Raw genomic sequence first — 24,744 nt, 5'->3', positions numbered from 1 at the left:
CACCCATATCGGCGACGCGCTCCTCGAGGAGGACGCAGTCCCGGCCAAACCCCGCAGTGGAAAAAACGACGATGCCGAAAATCAGGTTTCACAAGCTTGCTGCCATTGTTGTGCTCATCGGTTTCGCCGCCTGGATGGCGACGGGCGAGTTTTCATCCGTTGGCAGTGCCGCCGCCGACGCCCAGAGGGCGGCAGAGGCCGAAAAGGCCAAGACGCCGGAGGCCGGCAAGCCGAACACGGCGCAAGCCGAGCCGAAAGCCGCGCCGCGCACCGTCGCGGTGGTGACGCCGCCGCGCAAGACCTATGCGCGCGCTATCCGCATTTCGGGGTTGACCGAGGCCGACAAGCGGGCGGTGCTGGCAACGCGCGTCGCCGGTGTCATCGACAAACTGCCGGTCAGCCAAGGCCAGCACGTCAAGACGGGCGATCTGGTTCTGATGCTGGCGGCCGAAGAGAAAATCTCGAATGTCGACAACGCCAAGCAGTTGCTGGCGCAACGCAAGGCCGAGCTCGACGCCGCCGAACGGCTGGCCAAGACCGGCAATCTGCCGAAGCTGCAGCTCGACACGGCGCGCTCGAATTTGACCTCGGCGCAATCGATGCTGGAGACCGCGCAGGCTGAGCTCGACCGCAACGAGGTCAAGGCGCCGTTCGACGGCGTCATCGACAGGGTGCCGGTGGAACTCGGCAGCTCGGTCATGCAAGGCGGCGAGGTGGCGACCATCCTCAAGCTCGATCCGGTGATCGCCCGCGGCGAAATCAGCGAACGCGACCTGCGCTACATCAAGATCGGCGAAGAGGCCAATGTGCGCCTGGTCAACGACCAGAAGGTCACCGGCACCGTGCGGTATATCAGCCGCGACGCCTCCTCCCAGACCCGCACCTTCCGTGTCGAAGTGGCGATCCCAAATGCGGATGGCAGCATCCCCGCCGGTATGACGGCCGAGATCACGCTCAGCGCCGAGCCGACCGACGCGGTTCTGCTGCCGCGTTCGGTGGTGACGCTGGGTGACAAGGGCGATCTCGGCATCCGCGCCGTCGGCAGCGACGACAAGGTGGCCTTCTACCCGATCGACCTGGTGGACGACACGCCGAACGGTCTCGTGCTCGGCGGAATTCCGAAAGATGCGCGCATCATTGTCGCCGGCCAGGAACTGGTGAAGGAAGGCGATATCGTCAAGCCCGTCGAGGCCGACCAGGCGACCATCAACAAGCTGATCGGCGAAGCCACCGCCGGTACGCAGTAGCGCAAAGCCCGGCGTCGGGATCTCCGGCGCCTCCCGCCAGTTCGCCGCTTCCGAAGAAACAGCAGGCATCAAGTCATGGATATCGTCAGACTCGCAATCCACAACGCCCGCCTCACAATATCCGCCCTGCTGTTCCTGCTGGCGGCGGGCTGGGTCGCCTATCAGTCGACGCCCAAGGAAGCGGAACCCGACGTTCCGATCCCGATGATGTATATCAGCCTGATCTACCAGGGCATTTCGCCGGAGGATTCGGAACGCCTTCTCCTGCGGCCGATGGAAAGCAAGCTGAAGAGCCTGAAGGGCCTCAAGGAGATGCGCTCGGCCGCCTTCCAGGGCGGCGGCTACGTGCTTGTCGAGTTCCAGCCGCAGACCAATCTGGCCACGGCGCTCCAGGACACGCGCAGCAAGGTGCAGGACGCCAAGGCCGACCTGCCGCAGGCGGCCGAGGAGCCGACGGTCAACGAGGTCAACGTTTCCGAGTTTCCGGTCCTCGTCGTCACTCTGTCGGGCGACGTGCCGGAGCGCGTGCTGACGGCGGCTGCGCGCGAACTGCGCGACCGTATCGAAGAGGTACCGGGCGTGCTGGAAGGCTCGCTGCAGGGCGCGCGCGACGATCTGGTCGAAGTGGTCATCGATCCGGTGAAGCTGTCCTCCTACGGGCTGCAGCTCGACCAGCTGATGCAAGGCGTCGGCGCCTCCAACAGCCTGGTCGCCGCCGGCAATCTCGAAGGCTCGGAAGGCAAATACGCGGTCAAGGTGCCGTCGCTGATCGAGACGCCCGAGGACGTGGCCAACCTGCCGGTCGTCGCCACACCCAACGCCGTGGTGCAGGCCAAGGACATCGCCACCATACGCTCGACCTTCAAGGACGCCGAGACGGTCACTCGCCTCGACGGCAAGCCGGCCATCGCCATCGAGGTGAAGAAGCGCATCGGCGCCAACCTGATCGACACGCTGAACCATGTCAGGGAGGTGTCCGACACCTTCATCAAGACGATGCCCGAAGGCATGCATGTCACCTACACGCAGGACAAGTCGGTCTTCGTCAACCAGCTCTTGGGTGACCTCCAGAACCACGTCATGATCGCCGTGATCCTGGTGTTCATCGTCATTCTCTACGCGCTGTCGGGCCGCGCCTCGCTGCTCATCGGGCTGGCCATACCATCGTCCTTCCTGATCGGCATATTGCTGCTTGCCATGATGGGCTACACGATCAACATGATCGTGCTGTTCAGCCTCATCCTGGCTGTCGGCATGCTGGTCGACGACGCCATCATCGTCACCGAGTTCGCCGAGCGGCGCATGAGCGAAGGCATGCCGAAGGCGGATGCCTTCGCGCTCGCCGCCAAGCGCATGGCCGGCCCGGTTATCGCGGCGACGATGACGCGCATCGCCGCGTTCTCGCCGCTGCTGTTCTGGCCCGGCATCATCGGCGACTTCATGAAATACATGCCGATCACGCTGATCGTCACGCTGTCGGCCTCGATGCTCTATGCGCTGGTGTTCGCGCCGACGCTGGGCGCGATCTTCGCCAAGGCGCCGAAGCATCACGAGGACGACAACCGCGACGGCTGGTACATGGCCATCGTCAAGCAGGCGGTGCGCTTCCCGATCACCGTCCTGGTGCTCACCGTGGCGCTGCTGTTCGGCGTCGGCTACGCCTATTCGAAATACGGCGCCGGCGTCGAGTTCTTCCCCAGCGTCGAGCCGGACTACGGCCTGCTCTACGTGCATGCGCGCGGCAATCTTTCGCTGGCCGAGATGGATGCCGCCACCAGGACGGCGGAGAACAGGCTGCTCGGCTGGCCGGGCGTGAAATCGGTCTATACACGCGCCGGCAAGACTCAGGGCGGCGGCCAGGACATTCCCGAGGACGTCGTCGGCGTGATCCAGTACGAATTCGTCGACTGGCGCGAGCGCAAGTCCGCCAACCAGATCCTCAGCGACCTGCGCGGCGTCATGGCCGGCATTCCCGGCGTCGATGTCGAGGTGCGCGTGCCGGAGGCAGGTCCGCCGACCGGCAAGCCGATCCAGATCAGGCTTTCGGCCGCCGATCCCAAGGGGCTCGACGACAAGGCGCGCGCGGTGGCGGCGCGGATCGCCAAGGTGCCCAACGTCATCGACATTTCGGACGGCCTGCCGCCGCCCGGCGTCGACTGGGCGCTCGAGGTCGACCGCGCCAAGGCCGCCCAATACGGCATCAGCCCGACCTCGGTCGGCACCGTGGTGCAGCTGGTGACCAACGGCTTGAAGCTGTCGGAATACCGGCCGGCGGGCGCCGACGATGCCGTCGACATCCGCCTGCGCCTTCCGGAAGACCGGCGCACGCTGTCGACGCTCGACGAACTCAGGGTGCAGACGTCGCAAGGATCGGTGCCGATCTCGAATTTCGTCGTGCGCAAGCCCGAGCCGACGGTCGGCATCCTCAACCGCATCGACGGCGCGCGCACCGTGGTGGTGCAGGCCAATGTCGCCGCCGGCGCGCAGGTCGCCGCCGTACAGGAGCAGGTGACCAAGGCGGTCTCGGACATGGATCTCGGCAGCGGCATACGCTGGAAGCTCGCCGGCTCCAACGAGGACAGCGCGGAAGCGAGCGCCTTCCTCAGCAAGGCCTTCAGCGCGGCGATCTTCCTGATCTTCCTGGTGCTGCTGGCGCAGTTCAACAAGTTCACCAGCGTCTGGCTGGTGCTGTCCTGCGTGGTCATGGCAACGATCGGCGTGTTCCTGGGCCTGCTTCTGACAGGCGAGGCGTTCGGCATCGTCATGTCGGGCATCGGCGTCATCGCGCTGGCCGGCGTGGTGGTCAACAACAACATCGTGCTGATCGACACCTATGACCGGCTGCGCGAGGAGGGTTGGGACAAGATGGAAGCTGTGCTGCAGACCTGCCGCGAGCGTGCTCGCCCTGTGGTGCTGACGGCGGTTTCGGCTATCCTCGGCGTGCTGCCGATCGCCTTCGGCCTCGGTCTCGAGATCTTCCATCATGAGACGACGATCAACGCGCCTTCGACGCAGTGGTGGATTTCGCTGTCGTCGGCGATCGTGTTCGGCCTGTCCTTCGCCACCGTGCTGACGCTGGTGGTGACGCCGTCGATGCTGATGGTGTTCACCCGCGCCAAGGTCAAGCCCGGCGCGCGGCGAGGGTGGTTCAGCCGGCTGTTGCGACGCGGCAAGCGAGAGATCTCGCCGCAGGAGCCAGCGGCCGATGGCGACGCCGAGCCGGCAGTCGCCTTCCCGAAGGCCGCCGAATAGAGCGGTTTCGCAAGGCAGGTCAAAAGGCCGCCCGGGAACTACCGGGCGGCCTTTTGCATTGTTCCCTCGGATTCAACCAGACGGCGAGGGCTCTAAAATGACGATCAGCACGATTCTCATCATCATCCTGATCCTGATCCTGATCGGCGCGGTGCCGGCATGGCCGCATTCGCGCTCCTGGGGCTACGGGCCGTCGGGCATCGTCGGCGTCGTCCTCGTCGTGGTGCTTATCCTGCTTCTGATGGGCCGGATCTGACTGGCAACGATTTGCGGCCGAGCCCGCCGTTCCCGTCTTTTCGGCACGCTCGGCAATCACGCTGCTTGGTGCCAGGCCGGCGCGACGGCGACGCCGATATCCTGCAAGGCTTCGTGCACCGCCTGGTTCAGAGGGGTGTGCGGGATTTCACCGATGATCTCGTTCAGCCGCGCCGAGGCCAGCCGGTGCGCTTCGAAGCGCAGATAGGACATCGAGACGATCTCGCGCCACATCGCCACGAACGGGCTGCCGGCGCGCAGCACCCACCAGGGCATGAAGCTGAGTTTCAGCTTGCGTCCGAGCGCCTTTTCGGCGGCCGTCTTGATTTCGATGTCGGTGACGGCATGGCCCGGAAAATTCAGCGCCTCGTAAGAGCCGAGCTTGTCGAGGTTGCGCGTCAGCGCGACGAAACCGACAGCGAAATCCGGCAGATAGGCCCATTCATGCACCAGATCGGCCGGGCCGGGCGCAGTGTAGATGCCCTTGCTCATCTTGGCGGCCACGACGAGGTCGAACCAGGAGCCGTTGCCGGTGCCGCCGAAGAAATCGCCGGCGCGCAGAATGATCGTGCGCACCCGACCCGCCTCAGCTTCACGGCGGAACAGCGCCTCCATGGCGCAGCGGATCCGCCCTTTCTCGGTTGTCGGGTGGAACGGCGTGTCTTCCGTGATCACCGCCGGCATCGGCGAGCCATAATTGTAGATGGTGCCGGGGAAGAGATGCAGCGTGCCGTTGGCGCGGCAGGCGGCCATGACATTCTCGGCCATCGGCAGGCACTTGCCCCAGTCGGTGTAGATCGGGTTCAGGCCGTTGAAAATGATGTCGACGCCCTGCGTGGCGCGGATCAGAGACTCGCCGTCCAGCGCATCGCCGGCGACGGCCGTCGCGCCTGCAAGCTCAGCCGGCACCTTGCCGGTGCGGGTGATGGCGCGGACATCATAGCCCGCATCGATGAAGGCCTTGGCGACCACGCGGCCGAGCCGGCCATTGGCGCCGAGGATTGCAATCTTGGTCATTCTTCGTCTCCTGTTTGCTGTGAAGCGACGGGACAAGCCCACCGCCTTGGGGATATCTCGGCGTCTGTTCAGCGGTTGCCGAAGAGGTCGCGGTTGCTGCCCTGGACGACCGGCTTCCGGATGATTGCATTCGACTTCTCGATCGATGTGGTGATCGTCTTGTCTTTGCTGGCGACAGGCGTCTGGCTGGCATTGTTCGAGCCGAACTTGTCGCTGCTTGCGAAAGCGGCGTTGGCGGCGATGAGGAGGGCAGCGGCGGTGAGTGCAATCTTGGTCATTTGGGTTACTCCTGGTTGGCTTGTTGCAGGGCGTATCGATGTTTGCAGGCCGAATATGATTGCCTCACCAATGAATTGAAATTGACCATGTGTGCAGTTCTGATATTCAGTTGTGAATGGCTGATATCGACTGGAACCTGATCAAGAGCTTCGTCACGGTCGCTGAGACCGGCAGCCTGTCGGCCGCGGCGAGAAAGCTATCGGCAAGCCAGCCGACGCTTGGCCGCCACATCTCGGAACTAGAACAAGCGCTCGGCGTCATCCTGTTCCGGCGCGGGCGAAGCGGCTACGCGCTGACCGAGGCCGGGGCCACTCTCTTCGAGCGCGGCAAGGCGGTGAGCGAGCAGGCGAGCGCTTTTTCACGGCTGGCGCTGGGTTCGGTCGAAGCGATCGAAGGGACGGTGCGCATCGCCGCCAGCGAGGTGGTGGCGGCCTATGTGCTGCCCGACATGATGGCGCGGCTCGGCATCGAGGAGCCCGGCATCGAGGTCGAGATCGTCGCTTCCAACCAGGTCGAGAACCTGCTGCGCCGGGATGCCGACATCGCCATCCGCATGGTCAAGCCGACACAGAACGAGTTGGTGGCGCGCAAGGTCTGCGATATCGCGCTCTGCGCCTGTGCTTCCCTAGCCTATCTCGACCGGTGCGGCCACCCGCGCGAGCCGGCCGACCTGCTCGACCACGCGCTGATCGGCTTCGACCGGAGCGACGAGATGATCCGAGGCTTTACGCATTTCGGCATACCGGTCACCCGGAACAGTTTTCGCTTCCGGGCCGACAACCAGATCGTGCTTTGGGAGGCGGTACGGGCGGGAAACGGCATCGGCCTCGGCCAGGAGCCGCTGGCCGAGCGGGACCCCCTGGTGGAGAAGGTGCTGCCGGGCCTGCCGCTGCCCAGCTTGCCGGTGTGGCTGGCCATGCATCGCGACGTGCGCACCAGCGTGCGCATCCGACGCGTGGCGGATTTCCTCCACGAGGAACTGAAACGCTATTCGGCCGGCGCCGCGTCGGGAGCGAATTCGGCGCGGTGAGCCAATCCGGCCATCAGCAGGACGACGATCAGCAGGCCCGACATGGCGATGAAGATCGGGCCGAAGCTGGAATGCTCGGCGACAAAGCCGATCGCGGAGGGCGCCACGAGGATGCCGGAATAGCCCATAGTGGTGACCACGCTCATGCCGGTGCCCGACGACATGCCTTCCTGGTTGCCGCCGGCCGAAAAGATGATCGGCACCATATTGGCGATGCCGAAGCCGCACAGAGCGAAGGCGGAGATGGCAAGCCACGGTGAGGGCGACAGGCCTGCGATCAGCATGCCGGCGGCAGCGATGATCGCCGAACCGCGCAACGTCGTCACGGCCCCGAAACGATTGCGCACGCCATCGCCGAAGAAACGCATGATCGCCATGACGCCGGAAAAGGCGGCATAGGCGAGGCCGGCAATGGCGAGATCGGCGCCAAGTTCCTGCCTGAGATAAAGCGCTGCCCAGTCGAGTACGGCGCCTTCAGAGACCATCGTCAGCAGCGCCATCAGGCCCACGAGGTAGACCAGCGGGTTTCCCGGCAAGCTGAATTTATGATGCTCGGCAGCCTGCGGCCTGCCCTCGGCGACGATATAGGGCACCGCCGCCGCGATCGCCGCTAAGGCAAGCGCCGTCACGACCGCGGCGTGGGCGAGGTGGCCGTAGTTCTGGATGGCAAAGCCGCCAAGGGCACCGCCGGCGAAACCGCCGAGGCTCCAGAAGCCATGCGAGGAGGACATGATCGCGCGCGACAGCCGCCGCTCGACCACCACCGCATTGGCGTTCATGGCGACATCCATGCCGCCGATGGAGCCGCCAAAGATGAACATGGCGACGGCAGCCAGCGGCACGTTGGGCGCCAGCGCCACGACCAGCAGGCCGAGGCTGCCGCAGAGGCCAAACCAGCGCAGCACGGTGCGCGAGCCGTGTTTCGAAATCAGGTGACCGCACCAGGTCATGGCGGTGACGGCGCCGGCGCCGAACAGCAGGATCAAAAGCCCCAGAGTGAACTTGGAAATGTCCAGGCGGGTCAGGAACACCGGGATCTGCGGCGCCCAGCTGCCGGTCAGGAAGCCGTTGGCGAGGAAGATGGCCGCCACGGCCCAGCGGCCGCGAATGGCGGTCTGCATTGCATTCGACGCGTTCATAGGCGAATCCGGTCAGAAAGTGGCTTTGCGCGGCAAATTAGATCGATTCAATTTTCAGTCAAGCGCTGCGCTCGGGAAGCATTTGGGCCAAACGAACGCCTAGGGTAATCGAGGACGTGAGAGACCACCTAGTGGTCTCTGGGTCGCCTGGCCTCGAATTCGGCTTTCTTGGCGTCGGAGGTTTCGGTCTGGTGCAGCGCCTGCCATTGCGCGTAAGGCATGCCGTAGACGATCTCGCGCGACTGGTCCTTGCTGAGATCGACGCCTTCGGCTTCCGCGGCCTCGCGATACCAGTTCGACAGGCAGTTGCGGCAGAAGCCGGCGAGGTTCATCAAATCGATGTTCTGCACGTCGCCACGCTCACGCAGATGCGCCACCAGCCGGCGAAAGGCGGCGGCCTCGAAGTCGCGTTTCTGTTCGTCGCTGAGTTCGGTCATCGAAACCTCCTCATAACGGCCCGGTGCGCGAGCCGAACATCTTCACTTGGTGTATATCGGGACGGCGATCGATCGCGTCAACGATCGGCGCCAGACGCTCAGCCCACGAAAGCGCATCCCCGCCGGTCGCGATCAGGTCCTGGCGGATTTCGATCAGCGCGTGGGCATAGCCGTTGACGATGGCGTGCCTGAACATGGTGTCGCCCCGCAGCGCGCCGTCATAGGGCTCGTTGTCGCCGACAACGAGGTTTTTGTCAGCGGCCAACATGTCGATCAGCGGCCGCGCCACGCGGTCGTCGCGGTCCCACAGCACGCCGACATGCCACGGCCGCTGCCTGCCCTGCATGACCGGCGTGAAGGAATGCACGGAGAAGATGAAGGGTGCCTTGCCGGAAGCCTGCGCGACCGAGGCGATCATGGCGCCGACGGCGTCGTGATAGGGCCGGTAGAAGCGGTCAAGCCGCCTTTCGCGCTCCTCCGGGGCGAGGGGATAGTTTCCCGTCACGACCGTGCCGTCATAGAGCTGACGGATCAGCGTCGGATCATCCTCGCCGCGATTGGGATCAATCAGCAGCCGCGAAAAATTGGCGAGCACCGCTGGCACATCGAGCAAGGCAGCGAGTTCGCGCGTCACCGCCTCGACGCCGATGTCATAGGCGATGTGGCGGTCGAACGCCGCCGCCGGCAGGCCAAGGCTGCCATAGTCTTCAGGCAGGTCGCGGCGGGCATGGTCGGCCAACAGCACCATGCCCCGCTTGCGGTCGCCCTCGACGACATCGAAAGGCGCGAAAACTGTGGATCGGGTCATTGGCGGGAAATGGTCTGTTCGCTGGCTTCCGGGGAGGATGCTATCGTCTTTCCACGAAGACGACGCGGGCGCAATGCCGTTGTTTGGCCAAGGTTTCCGCTGAAATCTGGCAAGGGGCGACGGATCGCGCGCCGGGAGCCTTCTTAAATCGATTGGAATTGGACAAAACGGCGCGTTGACATGCGCCCGGACTTTTCCGAAAAGGGGCGCAGAGAGATGCTGATGTGGTTCTTGAGGGGTTTCAGGATGAGTTCCGCCGGCGGGCGGCGCGTGCGCTTCGCCTTCGCCATGCCGCTCCTGACGCTCGCCGTGGGTTTGTCCGCGATGGTTGCGGCCTCGCCCGCCCGCGCTGATTTCCGCGTCTGCAACGCGACGCAAAACCTGGTCGGCGTCGGCATCGGCTATCGTGCCAAGGCCGGCTGGATCACCGAGGGCTGGTGGCACATCGAAGGATCGAGTTGCAAGACGCTGATCGAAGGGCCGCTGTCATCAAGGTTTTACTATCTTTATGCAGAAGACGCCGAACGCGGCGGACGCTGGGACGGCCCGATCAACATGTGCGTGGCTGAAAAAGAGTTCAAGATCGCCGGCGTCACCGATTGCGTCGCCCGGGGCTTCCAGCGCGCCGGATTCCAGGAATACGACACGGGCGAGCAGGCAAGCTGGATGGTCCAGCTAACCGACGACCCCGCAACGGGAGGCGCGCCAGCCGCCCCGGGAACAAACAGTCAATGAGACGCAGCCGCAAGGTCAAGATCCTAGCCACCATCGGTCCGGCCTCCTCTTCCGAGGAAATGCTGAAGAAGCTGTTCGAAGCGGGCGCCGATGTGTTCCGCATCAACATGAGCCATACCGATCACGAGTTGATGCGCACGCTCGTCGGACGCATCCGCGCCGTCGAGGAGACGGTCGGAAGGCCGATCGGCATCCTTGCCGACCTGCAAGGACCCAAGCTGCGCGTCGGCAAGTTCGCCAACGGCAAGGAGGTGCTGACCGTCGGCCAGACCTTCACGCTCGACGACAATCCCGAGCCCGGCACCGCGGCCAGGGTCTATCTGCCGCATCCCGAAATCCTGAGTTCGGTCGAGGCCGGCCACCGGCTGCTGATCGACGACGGAAAGCTGGAGCTGAAAGCGGTGAAGGCCAATGGCAAGGCGATCGTCTGCACCGTCGTTGCCGGCACGACGATTTCCGACAGAAAGGGCGTCAGCCTGCCCGATACCGACCTGCCGGTCGGCGCGCTGACCGAGAAGGACCGCAGGGATCTCGACGCGGTGCTCGCCACCGGCGTCGACTGGATAGCGCTGTCCTTCGTGCAGCGGCCGGAGGACCTGGCCGAAGCGCGCAAGATCGCACGCGGCCGGGCGCTGATCATGGCCAAGATCGAGAAGCCGCAGGCGGTTGCCCGTCTGGCCGAAATCATTGAACTCTCGGACGCGCTGATGGTCGCGCGGGGCGATCTCGGCGTCGAGATGCCGCTGGAAGCCGTGCCCGGGATCCAGAAGCAGATCACGCGCGCAGCGCGCCGCGCCGGCAAGCCGGTGGTGGTCGCCACGCAGATGCTGGAATCGATGATCACCGCGCCCGTGCCGACCCGCGCGGAAGTCTCCGACGTTTCGATCGCCGTCTTCGAAGGCGCCGACGCCATCATGCTTTCGGCCGAATCGGCCGCGGGCGCCTATCCGGTGGAAGCGGTGGCGATGATGAACCGCATCGCCACCAAGGTGGAAACCGATCCGACCTATGCAGGCATCATCAACGCCCAGCGTTCCGAGCCTGAAGCAACCGGCGCCGATGCGATCTCGCTGGCGGCCCGCGAAATCGCCGAGACGCTGAAACTGTCGGCGATCATCACTTACACGGCTTCCGGCACCACGGGCCTGCGCGCCGCGCGCGAGCGCCCGCAGGTGCCGATCGTGGCCCTGTCGCCGATCGTCAACACGGCGCGGCGGCTGTCGCTGCTGTGGGGCACGCACTGCGTCGTCTCCCCCGATGCCACCGATCTCGACGACATGGTCGATCGCGCCTGCCGCATCGCGCTTGAAGAGGAATTCGGCAAGCCCGGCGACCGCGTCATCATCACCGCCGGCGTGCCGCTAAGGACGCCCGGTTCGACCAATATGCTGCGCATCGCCTATGTCGGTTCGGACTTGGGCACCCGATAAGCCCGCCCCAGGGCTTCACCGCGTTGCGATCTTGAGAGCTCTTGTTGCCGCTGCGGCGTGGTCAATGCGCTGAAGGAAGCGACGCGCGCGGGGTATGGGATCTTGCAGATATTGATCCGGTCCCCGCATCTTTCGCCGATTAAGTTCGGCAGTGTCGAGCAGATCGAAATCGACCTTTTCCAGCGTGCAGTGCCAGTCGGCGCTGTGCGAAGCCCATCCTCGTTTGTGGTGTTCCAGAAGCCGTTCGCGGCTGGAATAGCCATGGTAGTCGAAGGCGATCACGCCCCGTTGGTCACATAGATATGGTTTCCGGAATCGTTCCCGCTTGGAATGATCCGCTCGCCGTAAAATCCGTCCAGGGGAGGATAGCTGAGAAAGACGCCCGCAAGGATGGGGCAGGCGCCGTAACCGAAGAAGATGCGGTCCGGCAGCGTCCAGAATTTTTCGGGATTTTTCTTTATGCCGTGTTTCAGGACGTACATGCCGCTCTGGCCCCGATACCCTTTTTCGACGACCATTTTCGGAAGACGCACATCAGGTCGGCGCCAACTCCGCTTCGGGTTCCTTGAGGTCGGCGCATTTGCCGACGCCATAGGCATCGCCGGCGATCCGCGCTTCCACCGCCCTTGCCATCGCCTCCAGATCCACACTCCTGCCGGCGGCCTTCTCGATGGCGCCAACGACCAGATCAGACGCGATCCAGTCCGGCTTGTGGCCGAGATTGCGCACCCAGACCAGTTCGGCGCTGGCAATGTTGCGCTCGAGGCCGACCGAATGGATATGGGCGTAGACGACCTTGTCTCGATCGCCCGAGATGACCACGGTCGGCGCCTTGATCTCGGCGTAGCGCGGCGCGGCCCCAAGCGCATAGCGGTAGAGGCCGGCGACATCGCTGGCATTTGCGCGGAAGGCCGACGGTCTCAGCACCAGCGGGATCGAGGCCTCGGCGACATAATTGTCCGGCACTTTGTTGGGCGAGAAGACGCAGGTCGTAGCGTCGGCGATCCGCAGCATTCCTGCCGGATAGCTCAGCGTTTCGGAGAACAGCCGGCCGATCACCGGAATGGTGGTCAGGTCGTAGTACCAGGCGGTTGCGCCGCCGGGCCACGGATGGGTTGCCGGTGCCAGGAATACCAGTCCGAGCGTCTTGTCGGCATGCTCGCGGCCGAAGGCGGTCGTCACCGCGCCACCGAAGGAATGGCCGACGATGATAGCCTGCTTCATGCCGAGATGGTCCATCAGCGCGGCGACGGTGTCGGCCTGCGACCACGGATCCTTGTTGTTGCCGGGCCCGCGTCCCGACCAACCGAATCCCGGCCGGTCGAAGAACAGCAATTCGGCGCGCCCTTCGAGCAACGGCCTGAGCGGCAGCATCTGATCCCTGAGATTGGCGCTGGCGCCGTGGATGAAGACAACAGGCGGCAGGTCGGCCTTGGCGTGGCCAGGAACGTGGACATAATGGATGCGCGCGCCATCGATGTCGATGAATTCGCCGACGGCCGGGTTGCGGCGCTCGATCAGCCAGGAGCCGACGCGGGTGATGCCGACAAGGCCAAAGACGAGCGCCAGAAGGAAGGCGAAGACGGCATAGAGCAGGTTCATGTGGGATATACGAGAAGGAATAGGGGAATAGGGGAATAGGGGAATAGGGGAGTATTTCCGGGCGATCTCTTTCCTACTGCCTTACTGCCTTATTCCCCTACTGCCTTAAATATCAAATGCCTTCGCCGGCGAGTTCTTCCGAAAGCGTACCGACTTGATCCTGGGCGCTGCGCAGCATCGGATAGATGGCAAGGACCTTCTGCCAAGCCTCGAGCGCCGATTGCTTGCGTCCGGTCACGGTCATGATCTGTGCCAGGCCCGACAGCGCGCCGAAATGGCGTGGTTCGAGTTGCAACGTATGGTCGATGTCGGACATCGACTTGCCGTAGTTCTTCATCATGAAATGCACCGTGGCGCGCCGGTTCCAGCCCTCGGCATAGGCCGGCTGCAAGGTGACCACCTGGTCGAGGAAATCGAGCGCTACGTCGAATTTCTGGTTCTCGAGCGCCTTCTGCGACCATTGCATCATCAGGTCGATCGAGGCGCTGCCCGACTGGGACCATTCGCTCCAGATGATGCCGGCGATACGCTCTGCCGCCTTTTCGTTGCGCTCGCGTTTGAGATCGGCAAACAGCTTGTCGAGGCGGGCTTCCCTGTTCATTGCGGGAGGCGCGGCTTGCGGCACTGGCTGGGCATCCGGAGGCGCCGGCTCCGGGGCCGCTTGCACCACCGCCCGATCATCGGCCCGCGCCGGCAACGAGATGGCGCTGCAAAAGAGAAGGACCGTCAAAAATGCAAAAAGAATCCGCATCGCCCGAATCTAGTCCCGGGCGGCGGAACGTCAAACTGATTTTAGCGTGAACGGCCGGCGGACCGACGATAAACACCAACTGCGGAGGCAAAAGCCTCGCGACGAAGCTCAGCCCTGGCGCGCCTTATAGCGGGGGGCGGTCTTGTTGATGATGTAGACGCGGCCCTTGCGGCGAACCAGACGGTTGTCGCGATGACGCGCCTTCAGCGCCTTGAGCGAATTCTTGATCTTCATGGTCTTGCCTGTCGGTGTGGACCCGGTCCGGGTCGAAATTTTAAGGCGCGCCAGAAGACGCGCCTTTGAACTGTGGGTGGCTCATAAACGAGGAGCCTTGTCCGTGTCAACCGCAAGCATGCCCGGTAGCGGAGATGAATGCCCGGTGTTGTCAAATATCCGCAATCGGCCAATGGCTCGGCACCGGCTGGTATGATGTGGTGGTCGCCACGTGACTTGAGAACGCCATGCGCCGAGTTTTCCTGCCCGGTAGCTCGCGGCGTCGAGATTGCTGTCAGGCGCGGCGGCTGATCCGGGTGAAATGGCCCATCTTGCGGCCGGGCCGCGCTGCGGCCTTGCCGTAGAGATGCAGCATCAGGTCGGGCTCCGCCAGCAATTCCGGAACGCGCGAGATATTGTCGCCGATCAGGTTCTCCATCACGCAGTCGGAATGGTGTCGCGGGTCGCCGAGCGGCAGGCCGGCCACGGCGCGGATATGCTGCTCGAACTGCGAAACGGTGCAGGCGGCTTCCGTCCAGTGGCCTGAATTGTGGACGCGCGGCGCGATCTCGTTGGCCAGCAGCGAGCCATCGGCCAGCACGAAGAACTCGACGCCGATGACGCCGACATAGTCGAGCGCCGACAGGATCTTCACCGCCGCTGTCCGGGCCGCCTCGGCTGTCCGGGGCGCGATCGCGGCCGGCACGGTCGATGTGTGGAGAATGCCGTTGCGGTGGACGTTCTCGGCCGGATCGTAGGCGGCGACGACGCCATCGATGCCGCGCGCGGCGATGACGGAGACTTCGCGCTCAAAGGAAACGAAGGCCTCGAGGACCAGCGGCACGCTGCCCATGGCCTCGCAGGTGCCGGCGAAACCGCCGGCTTGCATGTCACGGAAGACGCGCTGGCCCTTGCCGTCATAGCCCATGCGCCGCGTCTTCAATATGCCGCTGCCGCCAAAGGATTTCAGCGCTGCGGTCAGCTCGCCGTCATTGTCGACCGCGCGGAAATCCGCCGTGGCAATGCCGATGCCGTTGAGAAATGTCTTTTCGGTCACCCGGTCCTGCGCCACATCAAGCGCGCGCGCAGGCGGATAGACCGGCACCTTTGCGGCGAGCGCCTCGGCGGCGGCAACCGGAACGTTCTCGAATTCATAGGTGACGACGGCACTTGCCTCGGCCAATTCGGCAAGCGCGGCGGGATCATCGTAGGCGGCCGTGACCTGACGGTTGGCGACCTGTGCCGCGGGGCAATCCGGCTGCGGCTCCAGCACCACGGTGCGGTAGCCGAGGCGAGCGGCCGCCATTGCCAGCATGCGGCCGAGCTGGCCGCCGCCGATGATGCCAATGGTCGATCCGGCGGGCAGGCTCACGGCGTGTCCGTGGGTTCGGCCGCGACCTTGGCGGTCTGCGAGGCGCGCCAGGCATCGAGCCGCCCGGCAAGCTTGTCGTCGTTGAGCGCCAGCACGGCGGCGGCCAACAGAGCCGCATTGGCCGCACCGGCCTTGCCGATGGCCAGCGTCCCCACCGGAATGCCGGCCGGCATCTGGACGATGGACAGCAGCGAATCCTGTCCCGACAGGGCCTTGGATTCCACCGGCACGCCGAACACCGGCAGCGGTGTCATCGCCGCCGTCATGCCGGGCAGGTGCGCCGCACCGCCGGCACCGGCGATGATGACCTTGTAGCCGGCGGCCTTGGCGCCCTTTGCGAAGGCGTAGAGCCGGTCGGGAGTGCGGTGCGCCGAGACGATCAGCCGTTTGTGCGGGATGCCAAGCGCCTCCAGTGTCTCGGCGGCATGGCGCATGGTCGCCCAGTCGGACTGGCTGCCCATGATAATGGCGACGTCGGCGCGTTGATCGTTCAAGCTTCTGCTCCCGGCGACAAAGGCGCGCCTTAGCGGAATTCGGCGGCGGCGGCAAGGATGCGGGGCATTGCCGGTGTCCGGCCGGGAAATCGGCCTATGCCGCAGCCTTGCGGAAGCGGGCGACGAAATCGTCGAGTTCGGGCCGCTCCATGTCGGAGATCGCCCAGTAGGAGAAGGCGCCGTCGCTCCACTGCACCAGCGAAAAGCCGCCCGAGGAAAGATCGTCAGGCTCGCTGACCTTGCCGCCCTGCTGCGGTTCGGCGACCAGCGTGATCAGATGCTCGCGGTGGCGGTAGACAAGTGCCGGCACCGGGCGGCCGGAAATCACCTCGACCCGGCCGCCGATCAGCGCAAAACCGTCCTTGGCAAGGTCCGGTGCCGGCGGCGACACGCCGATCCGGGCGTCGAGCCAGGGTTTTACCGTATGGCGATCCGACGAGACGATGTCGATCGGGCTGGCGGCAAGCAGGCTGCGGCGATGGCCGCTGGCGACCGCCGCGGCGAAGCTGTCGGACGCGCCGTTGACCATCACCCATTGCGTTGCCCCGCTGGCCAGCACCGCGCTGATCATGATCGAGGCGGCAAGAGCGCGCCAGTCGAACGAACCGAAGCGGCGCGCTCGACTTGGCGACAGCCGCGTATCGGCGTTTCGCCTCTGGCCTCTCCCGCCCGGGGCAAGCACCCCCGGGAGCGCCGGCCGGCCCTGCTGCGGCTTGGCCGTTTCGCCTGACTCCGGCTGCGCGGTGGCCGCAGTGCCAATGGCCGCGATGCGCGCGCGAAAGGCGTCGCCGACATCTGGGCGCGGCAGGCGGCTGACCGCGCCCCGCAAGGCCACGATGCGGGCATGCTCCGAGGCAAGCCGCGGATCGGCCGCAATGCGCCGCTCCACCGCAAGCGCGGCCGCTGCATCAAGTTCGCCATCGACGAGGGCGTGGATCATCAGCCTGATGCCTTCCGGATCATTGGGCAGTCCATCGTCATGCATGGTCATGGCGCTCTCCCCAGGTCAGACATAAGCAGGCTCCGCGCGCGAGCCAGCCTGGACATCACCGTGCCCATCGGCACGCCGAGCATGGCCGCTATCTCGCGATAGCTGAGGCCGCTGATGTCGCGCAGCACAAGCGTCTCGCGAAACGGCTGCGGCAGGGCTGCTATCGCCGTTTCAAGCGCCACCGTGTCGGCCTTGGCGATCAGGCTTGCCTCCGGACCATATTCGTCCGGCACGCTGATGCCGTGTGCCGCCGCCATCTCGTCGAGATCGCCGAGATCACCGACGGCCAACATGCCGCGCGGCCGGTTGCGCGACATCCAGGTATAGGCGGTGTTGCGCACGATGGTCAGCAGCCAGGCGCGGGCATTGCCGCCGGCATAGCCTGATATGCCCGCATGCGCCTTTATGCAGGCGTCCTGCACGACGTCCTCGGCATCGGCGCCATTGCCGGTCAACCAGCGGGCAAGCGCCAGCGCGTCACCGAGATGAGGCAGCACCACCTCGCTGAAGCGCTCGGCTCCGGCCTTCTCGCTCAAAGCAGCACCATCCGATACTCCACGAGGAACAGGCCGTGCGCTTTCAAGCAATACCGGCGGTCTCGCCCCGCCCGTGCGGGCGAAACCCTCGGCAACAGGCAAAGCCGCCTGCCGTGGCGAAAGTGAATTCATCTGCGTCACCAGTGTCAAGCGCAATGGGAAAGCCGTGCATCATGGGAGAGAGGCCGGTTGAGGTCATGCGCTCCAGCACATGGCGGCCGCCGACGCCGCGGCCATGTTCGCTGTCGTGTTCATGATGACGGACATGCGGATCTCCTCAACGCCTGTAGCGGCCTATGTCGAGGAGACCCGTTGCGGCCGAGATTTATTCCCGCCGCGTACGCATCCGGCTGTTCACAGTCACGTGATCAGCCGGTGCTTTGGGTTCGTTGGTCCGCTTGGCGCTCAATCCGGCCAGCGTAAGGCGCCGGAAGAGTCCTTGCGAGCAATCTTCATGGCGTCGGCGGGCCGGTCCTTCGCGGTTAACAGGGCGCGCAGCCGTTCGGCGACGCTCTCCGCCTCTCCGGGATGAAGATTGCAGGGGTCGAGGAAGAAATGGCCGCGTTCGACCTCGTGATTGCGCACGATGATGGGCGGCGATCCACCGGCAAGCGCCGAGGCAAGGCCGGCGGCGGTGAAGCGGCTTTCCGGCAGCACGAAGACCTGCAGGCGGTCGAGCGGGTTGGAGGTCGGGTCGGGAATGATCTCCGCGCCAATGCCCGGGATACCCTGCAGAGCATCCTTCCAAAGGTTGAGGGCGGCCTCTTCGCGCCGGCGGATGCCGGCGTGGTCGCGCTTCTCCCAGGCTTCGAGCGCTGCCATGGTGCCGGCGATACTTTCCTTGCCGACCTTCATGGCGCGGGCGACGCCGCGGTTCTGCAGATAGGCGGCGCGCACCAGATCCTTGCGTCCGGTGACGATGCCGCTGGTCGGGCCGCTCAGGAATTTGTGGCCGCTGTAGATGACGATGTCGGCACCGCGCGCCAGGAAGCCGCGCAGGTCATATTCGGAAGCCGCGTCGACGATCACCGGCACGCCCCTGGCGTGGCAGATTTCACAGAACTCCTCCAGCGACAGCATGCCGTATTGCACCGTGTGATGCGCGACGACATAGAGCCCTGCCGCCGTGCGGTCGTTGATCGCGTCGCGCACATGATAGTCCTGCGTGACGCTGACCGTGCCGGCGGGCACCACCTTGGCGCCGGCAACGCGGACCGACTGGTCGATCGGGGCGCCGTAGTTGACGATGTGGCCAAGCTGGATGATCACCTCCGACTTGAGGTCGCCGGTGTCGTCCGGCAGGCGTTCGATGGCGAGCAGGTTGGTTTCCGTCATCGCGCCGGCGATCGCCATGGTGATGCCGCTGGCACAGCAGGCGGTGATGAAGCCGGCCTCGCCACCGGTGAGGCGCGCGACGACGGCGCTTGCGGCGCGCTGCAGATCGTCCATTTCCACCCATTGCGATGCCATTTCAGACATGGCGCTGATCGCTTCAGGCACGATGATCGACGCGCCGAGCGCCGTCATCGTGCCGGAGACGTTGATGATCGGGCGAAGGCCGAGCCGTTCGCGGATCGTGGTGTTGGAGCCGGTGTCTGAATATGTTTTCATGTGAGCAATCCCGTGGATGACAGATCAGGCAGCGATCTCGACGACCGCTTCGATTTCGACGGTGATGTTTCCCGGCAAGGAGCCGACGCCGATCGCCGAGCGGGCATGCCCGCCGATCGTGGCGAAAACGTCGGCGAAAAGATCGGAGCAGCCATTCACCACTTTGGGGTGGTCGCTGAAGGTCGGCGTGGCGTTGACGAAGCCGAGCAGCTTGACGACGCGCACGATGCGGCCGAGATCGCCGGCGGCAGCATGCATGACGGCAAGCAGGTTGAGGCCGGTGAGGCGGGCATGCTGATAAGCCTCCTCCACCGTCACATCCTCGCCCACCTTCCCGGTGCAGAGCGAGCCGTCGGCCCGCAGCGGTCCCTGGCCGGACAGGAAGATCAGCCGGCCGCTCTCGGCATGGGTAACGAAGTTGGCGATGGGCGTCGGCGGCTCGGGCAATGTGAGGCCGAGTTCGGCGAGCCTGGTGTAAGGCGTCATGGAAGAAGGCTCCTTGGGATGGTGTCAACCATCCAATGTCAGAAATGCGAGGCGCGGAAGCGCGCCAGGAAATTGCGCAGACGCTCATTCTCGGCGTCTGCTGCGAGAATCTCCTTCGGCGGGCCGACCGCGCCGACGCCGCCATCGGCCATGAAGACGATGCGGCTCGAGGCGTCGCGGGCAAAGGCCATCTCATGCGTGACCATCACCATCGTCATGCCGTCCTCGGCGAGGCTGCGCACCACTTCAAGCACCTCGCCGACGAGTTCCGGATCGAGGGCGGAGGTTATCTCGTCGAGCAGCAGGATTTTCGGCCCCATGGCCACGGCGCGCGCAATTCCGACGCGCTGCTGCTGGCCGCCGGAGAGCTCCGCCGGCAGGCTGTCGGCCTTATGGGCAAGACCGACGCGGCCGAGCCAGTGTTCGGCAATCGTGCGCGCCTCCACGGTGCTTTTGCCGCGCACCTTGGTGAGGCCGAGCATGATGTTGCCGGCGGCGGTGAGATGCGGAAACAGGTTGAAGCTCTGGAACACCATGCCGGTCTCGGCGCGCATCGCGGCAAGGTCGCGTTCGCTGCGGCGCTGGCGGGCTCCGGTTTCTCGGAAGCCGACCTCCTTGCCGTCGATGCGGATGGACCCGCTGTCATAGCTCTCCAGGAAGTTGACGCAGCGCAGCAGCGTGGTCTTGCCGCTGCCCGAGGGCCCGATGACCGTCACCACCTCGCCGCGCGCCACGCGCAGGCTGACCGAGCGCAGGACCTGGACGGCGCCAAAGGATTTGGACACATCGCGGATGTCGAGAAGGGCCGGGGCATCGTTCGAGCTTGTGGACATTGCTATTCCCGGATGAAGGAGAAACGCCGCTCCAGCCGCCTGCTGGCAAGCGAAAGCGCATAGTTGACGGCGAAGTAGATGAGGGCGCCAAGGATGTAGAGCGGCATGGCCTCATAGGTGCGGCCGATGACCTGGTTGATGGCCTGCATGAGATCGGTGATGCCGAGCAGCGAGACCAGCGCGCTGCCCTTGACCGCGTCGGTGACGCCATTGATCCAGGGCGGCAGGAAACGCCTGAACGCTTGCGGAAAGATGACATGGGCCAGCCGCTGGCGGAAGGTCAGGCCGATCGCCATTGCCGCCTCCGATTGTCCCTTCGGGATGGAGCCGACGGCGCCCCGGAGATATTCGACGACCTGGGCTGTCTTGAACAAGGTCAGCGCCAGCACGGCAGCCCAGAAGGACGGCAGGTGAAGCCCGACGGCCGGCATCCCGTAGTAGACGAAGAAGATGAGCACCAGGATCGGTATGCCGCGAATAGTGTCGCTGAAGATGCGCACCGCCCAGCGCGCCGGCGCCGGGCCATAGACCAGGCCGACGCCAAGGACGACACCGGCGACGAGCGAGAACGTCACGACCAGCAGCGACACCCAAAGCGTCAGCGCAAAACCCTGAGCCAGGAAAGGCAAGGCGTAGGCGATCTGGCCAAGCATGCTAGTGCACCACCTTGAACCAGCGTTCGACGAGCCGGAGCGCGTAAAGCAGGGCGTAGCCGGTCAGCAGATACATCGCCGTCACGACGAGATAGACCTCGACGATGCGGAAGGTGTTGAAGTTGATCCATTGCGCGCCGAAGGTCAGTTCGGGCACCGAGATGACCGAAGCGACGGAGGTGTCCTTGAACAGCGATATGAAAGTGTTGGAAAGCGCCGGCAGCGTGATGCGCAGCATGGTCGGCAGGCGCACATGGAGCAGCCTTTGCCAGGGCGTCAGGCCGATCGCCTTGCCGGCGTCTAGCTGGCCGCGCGGCACCGCTTCGAGACCGGAGCGGAACACCTCGACCAGATAGGCGCCGCTGTAGAGCGCCAGCGTGGCGACGAACGAGGTTTGCGCGCTGTAGGCGATGTCGACCACGGTCGGCAGACCGTAGAAGACGAGATAGACGAGCAGGATCAGCGGCACGTTTCGGATGAATTCGACATAGGCGGCAATGATGCCGCGCACCATGCGTCCGGCCGACACGTACCAGACCGCCAGGACCAGGCCGATGACGATGCCGATGGCGATCGAGATGACGGCGAGCTCCAGGCTGAGCAGCAGACCGCCCCACAGCTTGTCGAAATGCCGCCAGATCAGGTTGAAATTGAGCGCATAACCCATGCGTCGGCCTCAGTGCTCCCGATGTGACGCAAAGCTGGCCGCGTCGCCAGGAAAAAAGGCGGAAGGGTCGGCGCCCTTCCGCCGATGACGTCAGATAACCGGGAAGCCGGGGTGGCGCGCCGGCGGCTCCTGCCCGAAATAGTCCTTGAACGCGGCGTCATAGAGCGCCGTTTCATGGCCGAACATGGCGATGGTGAAGGTCTGGTTGACGAAGGTCAGCCAATCGAGATCGCCTTGCCGGAGCGCCGCGCCATAAAGCATCGAGTACCAGCTCTTGCCGGCATCGAAGTATTTGTCCGGATTGCGCGAGGCGAGCCAGCGCACGGTGGAGAGGTCGACGGCAGCGGCATCGGCACGCTTGGATTCCAATGCCTGCAGCACGTTGGCCTGTGTATCGATCTGCATCACCTGCGCCTCCGGCAAGGCAAAATGCACCGAAGATTCGGCGTCGACATTCTGCAGGATGGAAACGCGCGTCGCGGAGCCTGCGGCAAGCAGCTTGTCGAAGGTCTTGTTCTCAGCGCCGGGCAAAGTCAGCAAGGCGACGCCCTCGACGTAGTAAGGCCTGGAGAAGTTGATCAGCTGCGAGCGCTGCGCGGTCATGGTCATGAACTGGATGGTGATGTCGACCTTGTTCGTCGTCACGTTCGGAATGCGCTGCGCCGGGTCCTGCATGACGAACTCGACCTTGGCCGGGTCATCGAACAAGCCCTTTGCCAGGATCCGCCCCATGGTGATGTCCATGCCGACGAGTTCGCCGGCATCGTTCTCGAAATGCCATGGCGCATTGGTGCTTCCGGTGCCGACAATCAATTTGCCGCGCTCCAGCACGGTGCGTAGCAGGCTATCGGGCGCAGCCTGCGCCGCCGCCTTCTGGACGTCGACCGTTGCCGCCGCGCTCATGACGCCGGCCGTTGCCAGTCCGGCCATACCCAGTTTCAGAAAATCACGCCTTTTGGATGTGTCGTCCACAGCGACCTCCTTTCGTGTTGTGTTCCCCTACGCACAGGCAATACGCGCACCCGGATCGTTACAGAAATTGTCTCTTACAAGGGACGAGTGTATCCTGTACAAGACAGATACTAACATCAGGAATCAACAATGCAAGATGGCAGCGCCTTGGCGGTCTCAGCGGACGCAAAGATTTCGGTCTCTCGGGAGAAGGGCCTCAACCGGGTGCTCGAGATTCTGGAGTTCCTTCATTCGACGCAGCGCGCCATCGGTATCGGCGACCTCGCCAAGGGGGTCAACGCGCCGCGTTCGACCACCTACACACTGGTGCGATCGCTGGTCGATGCGGGCCTCCTGGAGATGGCAGGCGACGGCAACCGCGTCTATTTCGGTAAGAAGCTCTATCTCTATGGAATGGATTATGTGCGCGGCAACGACCTCTTGAGGCGAGGACGCCAGGAGGTCGACAACCTGTCGCGCGAGACCGGCGAGACCTCCGAACTGTGCATGCTGCAGAGCGGCCGCTACACGATCGTCCACTCGAGCCCGGGCACCCGGCCGTTCCGCATCAGCTCCGCCACCGGTTTGCAGATCCCGCTGCCCTGGACCGCGTCAGGCAGGCTGCTGCTCGCCGGCCTCGAACAGGCCCGGATCGAGGCCATGATATCGGAAGACGATCTCATCCTGCCCGATGGCCGCAGATTGCGGCTGGACGATTTCATCGCCGACATAGCGACGGCGCGAGCCACCGGCTATTGCATCACTTCGGGGCTCGTCGACGCCTATACGAAATGCCTCGCCGCGCCGGTGTTTTCAGCACCCGGCACCGTCGAGGCGACGATGTGCCTGGTGGTGCCCATCGACACGTCGCAGGAGAAGACAGGCGAACTCCTGGCCCTGTTGCGCGAACGCGCGGCGCGGCTTTCGATCGCGGCCTGGACCTGAAGTCAGGCGATGATGTCCGGGATGATCTTGTCTTCCAGCTTCATCAGCCGATCCTTCAGCGCAAGCTTCTTCTTCTTCATGCGCTGGATCTGCAGCGGGTCGCAGTTCATGGCGATCATCGCATTGATAGCGGCGTCGAAATCGGCGTGTTCCTGCTTCAGCCGGGAAAATTCGAGGCGAATATCGGCCTGTTCCTGATCGGACATTCTCTACCGTCTGCACCTCTGCGGCGCCCAAAGCTGGGCCTGATTGGGCGGGGGGTGGCACTCTCTGCCACCGGCGCGCAGCCCATATCACATTTCACGTTGTCGTGGAATGCTACCACGGATCATTCGACATCGCTGCGCGAAGGTGGCACACTGTCATTGTGCCGTCACAGAGCGAGCCTGCGGTGGACGCGCCTTTGGCGGCTGCAATCGAGGAAATCATGAAAGGGAGAACCAATCATGTCTCTTGCATCCCATCTTGATGAGTTGCAGCGGAAACACGGCGACATCGAACGCGAGCTCGATGACGCGATGAATCACCCGTCGGTGGACGACCTCGAAATCGTGAATCTCAAGCGACGCAAGCTGGCAATCAAGGACGAGATTGAAAAACTGAGGGCCAAACCCACGACGCATTGATGCCCCACTGACATAACCGCTCACCATTCGGGTCTTTCCTGCCGGCGGCAATTGCCGCCGGACTGGTGGTTTTTATCTTCGGTTTCAGGTCGGCCATCACAGATATCCGTACCAGGCCGAGACCTGCCGACTTCGTAATCCCAAGACGAGCAGGGACGAAGCTCGGCGCGGGCCCCTCCTTTAGTCTATGCCGTAACCCTTGACCGAAGAGTGCAGCGGAGCAGAATTCCGCCTTGCCGCGGCGCTCTGAGGTCAGGGCTTGGATTCTGGGGTCTGCGCTGCGTCGCTCGTCTCCTTGCTCCTCCCCGGAAATGACGGACTCGTTCCCGGAAAAACGAAGCGATGGGGGGCCGCCAGTCGCCAGGTACCCGATTGGCCGACGCA

27 protein-coding genes and 1 pseudogene are annotated in these 24,744 nt (G+C 64.4%); 8 read left to right on the top strand and 20 right to left on the bottom strand.

The genetic code is table 11. From position 1 onward, the window contains the following. Positions 1-71: 71 nt before the first annotated feature. The 3 genes from FJ959_RS00865 to FJ959_RS00855 all read left to right on the top strand — a co-directional run bounded on the left by FJ959_RS00865 (position 72) and on the right by FJ959_RS00855 (position 4,755). The gene (locus tag FJ959_RS00865; protein ID WP_140493360.1) at positions 72-1,247 is read left to right on the top strand and encodes an efflux RND transporter periplasmic adaptor subunit; all 1,176 of its coding nucleotides are present in this window, start codon (positions 72-74) and stop codon (positions 1,245-1,247) included. 75 nt (positions 1,248-1,322) lie between these two features. Continuing rightward, positions 1,323-4,499 (top strand): efflux RND transporter permease subunit, encoded by a 3,177-nt coding sequence (locus tag FJ959_RS00860; RefSeq protein ID WP_140627970.1) that lies wholly within the window; start codon positions 1,323-1,325, stop codon positions 4,497-4,499. Positions 4,500-4,596: 97 nt separating this feature from the next. Then, complete coding sequence (locus tag FJ959_RS00855; protein ID WP_140493366.1) at positions 4,597-4,755, top strand: DUF3309 family protein; 159 nt, start codon at positions 4,597-4,599, stop codon at positions 4,753-4,755. 56 nt (positions 4,756-4,811) lie between these two features. Here the strand turns inward: FJ959_RS00855 and FJ959_RS00850 are convergent, their stop codons facing one another. After that, complete coding sequence (locus FJ959_RS00850) at positions 4,812-5,771, bottom strand: SDR family oxidoreductase (RefSeq protein ID WP_140493369.1); 960 nt, start codon at positions 5,769-5,771, stop codon at positions 4,812-4,814. Positions 5,772-5,839: 68 nt separating this feature from the next. After that, positions 5,840-6,049, bottom strand: coding sequence for a DUF680 domain-containing protein (locus FJ959_RS00845; protein WP_140493372.1), 210 nt, complete (start codon positions 6,047-6,049; stop codon positions 5,840-5,842). A gap of 116 nt (positions 6,050-6,165) precedes the next feature. Here FJ959_RS00845 and FJ959_RS00840 point away from each other — a divergent pair, with 116 nt between their 5' ends. After that, entirely contained in the window at positions 6,166-7,080 is a 915-nt protein-coding gene (locus tag FJ959_RS00840; RefSeq protein ID WP_140560812.1) for a LysR family transcriptional regulator, read from the top strand. Here FJ959_RS00840 and FJ959_RS00835 read toward each other — a convergent pair. The 3 genes from FJ959_RS00835 to FJ959_RS00825 form a co-directional block, all read right to left on the bottom strand. Continuing rightward, positions 7,038-8,219 carry an MFS transporter gene (locus FJ959_RS00835; protein ID WP_140493379.1) on the bottom strand — a complete coding sequence of 394 codons (1,182 nt, stop codon included), beginning with the start codon at positions 8,217-8,219 and terminating at the stop codon, positions 7,038-7,040. The genes FJ959_RS00840 and FJ959_RS00835 overlap by 43 nt on opposite strands. Positions 8,220-8,347: 128 nt before the next feature. Beyond that, positions 8,348-8,656: a DUF1244 domain-containing protein gene (locus tag FJ959_RS00830; RefSeq protein WP_140493382.1), complete on the bottom strand. Its 309-nt coding sequence runs from the start codon at positions 8,654-8,656 to the stop codon at positions 8,348-8,350. A gap of 10 nt (positions 8,657-8,666) precedes the next feature. After that, positions 8,667-9,464: an N-formylglutamate amidohydrolase gene (locus FJ959_RS00825; protein ID WP_140493385.1), complete on the bottom strand. Its 798-nt coding sequence runs from the start codon at positions 9,462-9,464 to the stop codon at positions 8,667-8,669. 246 nt (positions 9,465-9,710) lie between these two features. On the opposite strand from FJ959_RS00825, the gene FJ959_RS00820 reads away from it, so the two are divergent. Both FJ959_RS00820 and pyk read left to right on the top strand, forming a co-directional pair. Beyond that, the gene (locus tag FJ959_RS00820) at positions 9,711-10,199 is read left to right on the top strand and encodes a DUF1036 domain-containing protein (protein WP_140493388.1); all 489 of its coding nucleotides are present in this window, start codon (positions 9,711-9,713) and stop codon (positions 10,197-10,199) included. Continuing rightward, positions 10,196-11,629 carry a pyruvate kinase gene (pyk, locus tag FJ959_RS00815; RefSeq protein WP_140493391.1) on the top strand — a complete coding sequence of 478 codons (1,434 nt, stop codon included), beginning with the start codon at positions 10,196-10,198 and terminating at the stop codon, positions 11,627-11,629. Before FJ959_RS00820 ends, pyk begins: the two co-directional genes overlap by 4 nt. 15 nt (positions 11,630-11,644) lie before the next feature. Here the strand turns inward: pyk and FJ959_RS00810 are convergent. The 14 genes and pseudogenes from FJ959_RS00810 to FJ959_RS00745 all read right to left on the bottom strand — a co-directional run bounded on the left by FJ959_RS00810 (position 11,645) and on the right by FJ959_RS00745 (position 22,810). Beyond that, positions 11,645-12,111 (bottom strand): annotated as a pseudogene (locus FJ959_RS00810) (hypothetical protein). A 52-nt stretch (positions 12,112-12,163) separates the two neighbouring features. Then, positions 12,164-13,231, bottom strand: a complete 1,068-nt coding sequence (locus FJ959_RS00805) for an alpha/beta hydrolase (RefSeq protein ID WP_140493394.1) — start codon at positions 13,229-13,231, stop codon at positions 12,164-12,166. Between the two features lie 112 nt (positions 13,232-13,343). After that, positions 13,344-13,982, bottom strand: coding sequence for a hypothetical protein (locus FJ959_RS00800; RefSeq protein ID WP_140500468.1), 639 nt, complete (start codon positions 13,980-13,982; stop codon positions 13,344-13,346). A 108-nt stretch (positions 13,983-14,090) separates the two neighbouring features. Next, complete coding sequence (gene ykgO, locus FJ959_RS00795; RefSeq protein ID WP_125004464.1) at positions 14,091-14,216, bottom strand: type B 50S ribosomal protein L36; 126 nt, start codon at positions 14,214-14,216, stop codon at positions 14,091-14,093. Positions 14,217-14,490: 274 nt separating this feature from the next. Continuing rightward, on the bottom strand, positions 14,491-15,567 hold the full coding sequence (locus FJ959_RS00790; RefSeq protein ID WP_140500470.1) for a 5-(carboxyamino)imidazole ribonucleotide synthase: 1,077 nt from the start codon (positions 15,565-15,567) through the stop codon (positions 14,491-14,493). Continuing rightward, a complete protein-coding gene (gene purE / locus FJ959_RS00785) occupies positions 15,564-16,061 on the bottom strand; it encodes a 5-(carboxyamino)imidazole ribonucleotide mutase (RefSeq protein WP_140500472.1) in 498 nt (165 codons plus the stop codon). Before purE ends, FJ959_RS00790 begins: the two co-directional genes overlap by 4 nt. 94 nt (positions 16,062-16,155) lie before the next feature. Then, on the bottom strand, positions 16,156-17,052 hold the full coding sequence (locus FJ959_RS00780; protein ID WP_140517591.1) for an anti-sigma factor: 897 nt from the start codon (positions 17,050-17,052) through the stop codon (positions 16,156-16,158). Continuing rightward, a complete protein-coding gene (locus FJ959_RS00775) occupies positions 17,049-17,588 on the bottom strand; it encodes a sigma-70 family RNA polymerase sigma factor (protein WP_140500476.1) in 540 nt (179 codons plus the stop codon). The genes FJ959_RS00780 and FJ959_RS00775 overlap by 4 nt, the downstream gene beginning before the upstream one ends. Positions 17,589-17,993: 405 nt before the next feature. After that, positions 17,994-19,199 (bottom strand): aminotransferase class V-fold PLP-dependent enzyme, encoded by a 1,206-nt coding sequence (locus FJ959_RS00770; protein ID WP_140517592.1) that lies wholly within the window; start codon positions 19,197-19,199, stop codon positions 17,994-17,996. A 24-nt stretch (positions 19,200-19,223) separates the two neighbouring features. After that, positions 19,224-19,685, bottom strand: coding sequence for a RidA family protein (locus FJ959_RS00765; RefSeq protein ID WP_140525749.1), 462 nt, complete (start codon positions 19,683-19,685; stop codon positions 19,224-19,226). 38 nt (positions 19,686-19,723) lie between these two features. Then, a complete protein-coding gene (locus FJ959_RS00760) occupies positions 19,724-20,518 on the bottom strand; it encodes an amino acid ABC transporter ATP-binding protein (RefSeq protein ID WP_140517594.1) in 795 nt (264 codons plus the stop codon). 2 nt (positions 20,519-20,520) lie between these two features. Beyond that, on the bottom strand, positions 20,521-21,171 hold the full coding sequence (locus tag FJ959_RS00755; protein ID WP_140500483.1) for an amino acid ABC transporter permease: 651 nt from the start codon (positions 21,169-21,171) through the stop codon (positions 20,521-20,523). A gap of 1 nt (position 21,172) precedes the next feature. After that, positions 21,173-21,838, bottom strand: a complete 666-nt coding sequence (locus tag FJ959_RS00750; protein ID WP_140500485.1) for an amino acid ABC transporter permease — start codon at positions 21,836-21,838, stop codon at positions 21,173-21,175. A gap of 90 nt (positions 21,839-21,928) precedes the next feature. Further along, positions 21,929-22,810: a transporter substrate-binding domain-containing protein gene (locus tag FJ959_RS00745; RefSeq protein ID WP_140500486.1), complete on the bottom strand. Its 882-nt coding sequence runs from the start codon at positions 22,808-22,810 to the stop codon at positions 21,929-21,931. A 129-nt stretch (positions 22,811-22,939) separates the two neighbouring features. Here FJ959_RS00745 and FJ959_RS00740 point away from each other — a divergent pair, with 129 nt between their 5' ends. Then, positions 22,940-23,734 carry an IclR family transcriptional regulator gene (locus tag FJ959_RS00740; protein WP_140627967.1) on the top strand — a complete coding sequence of 265 codons (795 nt, stop codon included), beginning with the start codon at positions 22,940-22,942 and terminating at the stop codon, positions 23,732-23,734. 2 nt (positions 23,735-23,736) lie between these two features. Here the strand turns inward: FJ959_RS00740 and FJ959_RS00735 are convergent, their stop codons facing one another. Then, positions 23,737-23,940, bottom strand: a complete 204-nt coding sequence (locus FJ959_RS00735; RefSeq protein ID WP_140550905.1) for a YdcH family protein — start codon at positions 23,938-23,940, stop codon at positions 23,737-23,739. Between the two features lie 240 nt (positions 23,941-24,180). Here FJ959_RS00735 and FJ959_RS00730 point away from each other — a divergent pair, with 240 nt between their 5' ends. Further along, positions 24,181-24,360, top strand: coding sequence for a YdcH family protein (locus tag FJ959_RS00730; RefSeq protein ID WP_097571999.1), 180 nt, complete (start codon positions 24,181-24,183; stop codon positions 24,358-24,360). Positions 24,361-24,744: the final 384 nt, after the last annotated feature.

The organism is Mesorhizobium sp. B2-2-4 (assembly GCF_006442375.1).
Taxonomy (GTDB): Bacteria; Pseudomonadota; Alphaproteobacteria; order Rhizobiales; family Rhizobiaceae; genus Mesorhizobium.
This window is presented reverse-complemented; position numbering and strand designations above follow the sequence as displayed.

Coding starts and splice junctions, on each gene's coding strand:
- FJ959_RS00865 (WP_140493360.1), top strand. CDS start 72: ATGCCGAAAATCAGGTTTCACAAGCTTGCTGCCATTGTTGTGCTCATC.
- FJ959_RS00860 (WP_140627970.1), top strand. CDS start 1,323: ATGGATATCGTCAGACTCGCAATCCACAACGCCCGCCTCACAATATCC.
- FJ959_RS00855 (WP_140493366.1), top strand. CDS start 4,597: ATGACGATCAGCACGATTCTCATCATCATCCTGATCCTGATCCTGATC.
- FJ959_RS00850 (WP_140493369.1), bottom strand. CDS start 5,771: ATGACCAAGATTGCAATCCTCGGCGCCAATGGCCGGCTCGGCCGCGTG.
- FJ959_RS00845 (WP_140493372.1), bottom strand. CDS start 6,049: ATGACCAAGATTGCACTCACCGCCGCTGCCCTCCTCATCGCCGCCAAC.
- FJ959_RS00840 (WP_140560812.1), top strand. CDS start 6,166: ATGGCTGATATCGACTGGAACCTGATCAAGAGCTTCGTCACGGTCGCT.
- FJ959_RS00835 (WP_140493379.1), bottom strand. CDS start 8,219: ATGAACGCGTCGAATGCAATGCAGACCGCCATTCGCGGCCGCTGGGCC.
- FJ959_RS00830 (WP_140493382.1), bottom strand. CDS start 8,656: ATGACCGAACTCAGCGACGAACAGAAACGCGACTTCGAGGCCGCCGCC.
- FJ959_RS00825 (WP_140493385.1), bottom strand. CDS start 9,464: ATGACCCGATCCACAGTTTTCGCGCCTTTCGATGTCGTCGAGGGCGAC.
- FJ959_RS00820 (WP_140493388.1), top strand. CDS start 9,711: ATGAGTTCCGCCGGCGGGCGGCGCGTGCGCTTCGCCTTCGCCATGCCG.
- pyk (WP_140493391.1), top strand. CDS start 10,196: ATGAGACGCAGCCGCAAGGTCAAGATCCTAGCCACCATCGGTCCGGCC.
- FJ959_RS00805 (WP_140493394.1), bottom strand. CDS start 13,231: ATGAACCTGCTCTATGCCGTCTTCGCCTTCCTTCTGGCGCTCGTCTTT.
- FJ959_RS00800 (WP_140500468.1), bottom strand. CDS start 13,982: ATGCGGATTCTTTTTGCATTTTTGACGGTCCTTCTCTTTTGCAGCGCC.
- ykgO (WP_125004464.1), bottom strand. CDS start 14,216: ATGAAGATCAAGAATTCGCTCAAGGCGCTGAAGGCGCGTCATCGCGAC.
- FJ959_RS00780 (WP_140517591.1), bottom strand. CDS start 17,052: ATGACCATGCATGACGATGGACTGCCCAATGATCCGGAAGGCATCAGG.
- FJ959_RS00770 (WP_140517592.1), bottom strand. CDS start 19,199: ATGAAAACATATTCAGACACCGGCTCCAACACCACGATCCGCGAACGG.
- FJ959_RS00765 (WP_140525749.1), bottom strand. CDS start 19,685: ATGACGCCTTACACCAGGCTCGCCGAACTCGGCCTCACATTGCCCGAG.
- FJ959_RS00760 (WP_140517594.1), bottom strand. CDS start 20,518: ATGTCCACAAGCTCGAACGATGCCCCGGCCCTTCTCGACATCCGCGAT.
- FJ959_RS00755 (WP_140500483.1), bottom strand. CDS start 21,171: ATGCTTGGCCAGATCGCCTACGCCTTGCCTTTCCTGGCTCAGGGTTTT.
- FJ959_RS00750 (WP_140500485.1), bottom strand. CDS start 21,838: ATGGGTTATGCGCTCAATTTCAACCTGATCTGGCGGCATTTCGACAAG.
- FJ959_RS00740 (WP_140627967.1), top strand. CDS start 22,940: ATGCAAGATGGCAGCGCCTTGGCGGTCTCAGCGGACGCAAAGATTTCG.
- FJ959_RS00735 (WP_140550905.1), bottom strand. CDS start 23,940: ATGTCCGATCAGGAACAGGCCGATATTCGCCTCGAATTTTCCCGGCTG.
- FJ959_RS00730 (WP_097571999.1), top strand. CDS start 24,181: ATGTCTCTTGCATCCCATCTTGATGAGTTGCAGCGGAAACACGGCGAC.